Raw genomic sequence first — 1,958 nt, forward strand, 5'->3', positions numbered from 1 at the left:
GATGCCAAACGCCTGGAACGCGAAAATGCCCCGACAATCACAAAAATACCGGTCCTGCCCATTTCCTATGCCGATGCCGAACCATTACTCAAAGCTCTGAAGGGTCCCGTAGCACCTGCGGATTGGAGGGGTGCCCTGCCCATAACCTATCGTATCGGGCCCGGGCCGGCTAAGGTCCGGCTAAAACTGGAGTTTGAATGGAAACTCCAGCCCGCACACAATGTAATAGCTACTTTAAAGGGTTCTGAGTACCCGGATCAATGGATTCTGCGGGGCAACCACCACGATGCCTGGGTACACGGGGCCGCAGACCCTGTGAGCGGTATGGTGGCCCTTATGGAAGAAGCACGGGCTGCCGGTGCCCTGGCGCGCAAGGGACAGGGACCAAAACGCACCCTGGTATACTGCGCCTGGGATGCTGAAGAACCCGGATTGATCGGCTCCACGGAATGGGTTGAGGATCATATGGGGGAATTGCAACAAAAAGCAGTGGCCTACATCAACACCGATGGCAATGGACGTGGATTTCTGGGAGCCGGGGGATCCCATTCCCTTCAGACTATGGTTTCTGAGGTAGCCATGGCGGTTCCGGACCCCCAGACCGGGGTTTCGATACAGCAAAGGCTGCAGGCCCGATATCGTGCCAATGGCAGAGATGGCGAATTTGAGCTATATGCCCTGGGCTCTGGCTCGGACTATACCCCCTTTATACAACACGCGGGTATCGCCTCCCTCAATCTGGGGTTCGGGGGTGAAAATGCCGGGGGTGAATACCACACCATCTACGATACATATACCCATTTCAAACGCTTTAAAGACCCGGACATGAGTTATGGCATTGCCCTGGCCAAGACGGCAGGAAGAATCACCCTCCGCCTGGCCAATGCCGAATGGCTTCCACTGGATTTTACCCCCTGGCAAAAAACGGTGTCCGGTTACCTCGACGAGATCATGGAAACGACTTCTTCCATGCGAAAAACTACCGAAAAACACAACGAACTGGTGGGCTCCCAAGCCTATGAACTCGCGGCAGACCCCAAGAAGAATTTAAATGCCCCCGGTCTTAAATCCACCGTTCCTTACCTGGATTTTAGCCCGCTGCAGAATGCCCTGGATGCGCTTGAGGGGGAAGCTGAGTCTTTTTCCAAAATAGATTTCACGAGCCTTTCAAAATCCAAAAGAGAAGCCCTGAACAAATTACTGATGAAATCTGAACAACAACTGACCAGTGCAGATGGGCTCCCAAGGCGATCCTGGTATAAGCACCAGATTTACGCCCCTGGTTTCTATACGGGATACGGGGTAAAAACGCTTCCCGGAGTCCGGGAAGCCATCGAACAACGGGATTGGGATGAGGCTCAATCCGAAATCGAAAAACTCGCAGGTACACTGGATTCAATGGCCAAACACCTCAAGGCGATAAATGCACTGAAGTAAGCCTGTGAGGAATAATTGGTGACGGACCTGAAACAGGCCATCGCTGCAGAAGACGCCCGTACCTATACCGAACCTTCGGCCTGGCATATCCCGGCATGGTAATCCCTCAATGCCCTATTATGGATGAGTGCCTGTATCGGGATATTCCCATTGTCCGATCTGTACGTTAAGAGGTTAAAATCAAAGGGAGAAACCTGAAACTTTTTCCATGGCGACCCTGAATTCAGCCACCATGTTATTTACTATCTGAGCTGCAGGCAAAATATCGTGGATCAGGGCTGAAACCTGGCCTATCTCCAATTCACCCTCCTCAAGATCGCCTTCAAACATACCCTTTTTGGCCCGTGCCCGTCCCAGCAATTCTTTAAGTTGTTCTGGGGTTGCACAGCGGGCATAGGCATCTTCCACAGCCTCATAGAACTTATTTTTAATCAGGCGGACCGGTGCGAGTTCTTTGAGCGTGAGGCGGGTGTCTCCTTCCCCGGCCTCGACCACCTTTTGTTTGAACGCCAAATGGGAGG

The 1,958-nt window shown here is 52.7% G+C and carries 2 protein-coding genes; one reads left to right on the forward strand and one right to left on the reverse strand.

The genetic code is table 11. The features are described 5' to 3' along the window. A partial coding sequence (locus WBV75_RS05595) for a transferrin receptor-like dimerization domain-containing protein (protein ID WP_424119661.1) occupies positions 1-1,437 on the forward strand: 1,437 nt, incomplete at its 5' end. 180 nt (positions 1,438-1,617) lie between these two features. On the opposite strand, the gene WBV75_RS05600 is transcribed toward WBV75_RS05595, so the two are convergent. Next, on the reverse strand, positions 1,618-1,958 hold a 341-nt coding region (locus WBV75_RS05600; protein WP_424119662.1), incomplete at its 5' end, for a nitronate monooxygenase.

It is taken from the genome of Robiginitalea sp. (genome assembly GCF_049588695.1).
Classification (GTDB): Bacteria; Bacteroidota; Bacteroidia; order Flavobacteriales; family Flavobacteriaceae; genus Robiginitalea.